The organism is Acinetobacter sp. YH12233 (assembly GCF_013417725.1).
Lineage (GTDB): Bacteria > Pseudomonadota > Gammaproteobacteria > Pseudomonadales > Moraxellaceae > Acinetobacter.
Genome location: NZ_VPDK01000078.1, coordinates 1 through 2,912, shown reverse-complemented (window position 1 = coordinate 2,912; position 2,912 = coordinate 1). Strand labels below are relative to the sequence as shown.

At 41.2% G+C, this 2,912-nt stretch carries 3 protein-coding genes and 1 pseudogene; 2 read left to right on the top strand and 2 right to left on the bottom strand.

All coding sequences use genetic code 11. From position 1 onward, the window contains the following. A pseudogene (locus tag FTV12_RS16260) lies at positions 1–185 on the top strand (IS30 family transposase); the annotation flags it as partial. A gap of 165 nt (positions 186–350) precedes the next feature. On the opposite strand, the gene FTV12_RS16255 reads toward FTV12_RS16260, so the two are convergent. Beyond that, entirely contained in the window at positions 351–1,112 is a 762-nt protein-coding gene (locus FTV12_RS16255) for a ferredoxin--NADP reductase (RefSeq protein ID WP_180012018.1), read from the bottom strand. Positions 1,113–1,197: 85 nt separating this feature from the next. On the opposite strand from FTV12_RS16255, the gene gigC reads away from it, so the two are divergent. Further along, positions 1,198–2,076, top strand: coding sequence for a LysR family transcriptional regulator GigC (gigC, locus tag FTV12_RS16250; protein ID WP_159124400.1), 879 nt, complete (start codon positions 1,198–1,200; stop codon positions 2,074–2,076). A gap of 46 nt (positions 2,077–2,122) precedes the next feature. Here gigC and FTV12_RS16245 read toward each other — a convergent pair whose 3' ends face one another. Beyond that, on the bottom strand, positions 2,123–2,704 hold the full coding sequence (locus FTV12_RS16245; RefSeq protein ID WP_159124401.1) for a cold shock domain-containing protein: 582 nt from the start codon (positions 2,702–2,704) through the stop codon (positions 2,123–2,125). Positions 2,705–2,912 lie beyond the last annotated feature (208 nt).

The following is a 2,912-nucleotide window of genomic DNA, read 5'->3' as shown; positions in this document are numbered from 1 at the left end:
TAATTAGGCAATATTTACCTAAAGGGATTGATTTAAATCAGGCAGATCAGCATTATTTAAATCAAGTTGCCATGTCACTGAATACTCGTCCTAGAAAAGCGTTAGATTGGCTTACACCATTAGAGAAGTTTGCTCAGCTTGTTGATTATCATAAGGCTTTTGAAACTGTCGCACCTCATGTTTGAATTCGCCCCCTTTCCTTTTAAGCGATGAGCAGCACTGCTGCGCAAGGGAGAGGTAAAAGCCCCTCCTTTGCAAAGGAGGGGTTGGGGAGGATTCAAGAACTGACAAATAATCTAACTTTAATCCCTCCTAACCTCCCTTTTAGAAAGGGAGAAACTCTAAAGAAATTACCAATAATTCTCTACCGCAATATTTCCTTCACCACGACGGTTCATAGTCAGGCCACGTGCTTTTAGCGCTTCTTTGGTATCTTCAACCATTTCCGGATTACCACAGAGCATCACGTGACTGGTTTCAGGATTAAGCTGAAGTCCTGCTGCCCGTTCAAGTTTCCCATTTTCAATCAGGATCGGTAAACGATGGTGAAGTGCTGCTTCAGGATCACGAGTAATGATTGGAATAAATTTAAAGCCAGTATGATCTTCGCCAAAGGTCTCGGCAATTTCCTGAATACGGTCGACATAAGCCAGTTCGTCTTGCGTACGGACGCTATAAACCAGGTTAATATGTTTATATTTATTCCAGATTTCAAAGTCTTGCAGCATGGATAAAAATGGTGCCAGACCTGTACCTGTGCCAAGCAGCCATAAATCTTGTGGCAATGGCAATTGATAACGTGCCAAAGTCAGATAACCATAGGGAATTTTCTCTAAGTAGAGTTCATCGCCTACTTTAAGATGTTGTAAATTCGAAGTAAATTTCCCTTCCGGAACCACAATCGAAAAAAATTCCAGCGTTTCATCAAAAGGCGATGACACGACTGAATATGCCCGAACGACCAGTTCATCCCCCACTTTCAAGCCAATACGCGCAAACTGTCCTGCCGTAAACTTGAAATGCGCAGGTCTGGTCATGGTGAAACTAAACAGCGTATTGGTCCAACGGTGTACAGATAAAACCTTTTCTAAGCTAAATTTTTCAATAGACATGATTCAAACGTGGCATCAAAGACTATGCTCATGGTAGCATGACAGCATAATTTATTAATATTTTTTAAATGTTAAGGCTCTATTCATGCGCATGACTTTACGCCAGTTGGCTGTTTTTGTAGCAGTTGCTCAAGAAGGCACCGTCACCAAAGCCAGTGATGCAGTCAAACTCACCCAAAGTGCGGCGAGTATGGCTTTAGCAGATTTAGAAGATGGTCTTGGCGCGCCTTTATTCGACCGTCTTGGTAAGCGTTTACAGCTCAATGACTTAGGTCGTTTTCTTCTCCCGCAAGCTCTTGAAATCCTTGGCCGCTGTGAAGCTTTCGAGCAGGCAGCCAAAGGTGAACTGCAAAGCATTGACCTTCGTCTCGGTGCGACGCTGACCATTTCCGACTATCTGATGCCAGATCTGATGGCGGATTTCCTGAAAATCCAGCCACAGGCTCACTTGCAACTGCAGGTCGGCAATACCCGTCAAATGATCGAAGCCGTAAATCAGTTCCAGCTAGATTTGGCCCTGATTGAAGGTTCTTGCCATTTACCACAACTGCAATGTATTCATTGGCGCGATGATGAACTGGCAGTATGCTGTGCGCCGGATCATCCTCTAGCTCAGCTAAACCGTCCGCTCACTGCTGAAGATTTTAAATCGGTTGAATGGATTTTACGTGAAGAAGGTTCAGGAACTCGTGAAGTCTTTGATAATGCCATTTTAAAAGATGTACCTGATGCCAATATTCGTCTGACTCTAGGTCATAATGAAGCGATTCTGAAGATTGTGGCAGGTGGTTTAGGGATGTCCTGTATTTCCAAGCTGGCGATTGAACCTTTGCAGGAAAAAGGTCAACTGGTCATTCTGAATACTCCATTCTGGTCACTCACCCGTCCTTTATTTATGCTGGTACACCGCCAAAAATATCAAGGACCAGGTCTTAAAGCCTTTATGAAATTCTGTGAAGCATAAATTTCACTTTCAATAAAAAAAAGCGCCTTTTGGCGCTTTTTTTTATTTACCGATGTCCAAATTGGCTTTCACATGGGATCCCATCGCCATCACCATCCATTTTGGTATTTGGACAATTTCTTAAAAAGTATAAAGCTTCTTCATATGAACTCATTTGACTACAATGCTGTCGTCCATCACAGCTAAAATTCTGCTGTACTTGTGGTTCTTCAACTATACGTTGCACTTCTACTGGCTGTATTCTGCTGCTTTGCCAATCCTGATATTTGTTATAAACCGCATAGGCTAAGCCAATCATAATCAGAAATCCAATGTAAGTGCTAAAGCTACTTTTCTTCTCTTGAGATTGTTTTCGTTGAGTAATACGAGGCTTATTTTCTAATGCTCGTGACTGAGGCGTATGTCGAGGGGTTTCCGTTTTGAGATCCAAACGCACAATATTGTCTGCTTTAAACTTGCCTGCATCCTGTACTTTGAGAAACTTTAACCTTTCCCCAACTTTTGGTGGCACATTCTTATTTGGAAAGTCTTTAATATGGAAGAATAAATCTTTTGACTCACCCGCTATCTCAATAAAACCAAAACCTCGTTCTTCGTTATAGGTCTTGATCTTCCCCTCTAAAAACATAATTCACTCTATTGTTTGATATTTTTAACTATTGTATTCAAAAAGCGTTTTTAATTCTAAAAATAAAAAAGCACCGTAAGACATTGCTGTCCCACAATTTTTCACAAGAGGAAGCTCAAATGAGCTTCCTCTTGTTTTATGGGTATTTTATCGGGTGAAAATAAAGCTTTTAAAGTTCTTCTTTCAAACAAATTCACTTGAATTATTC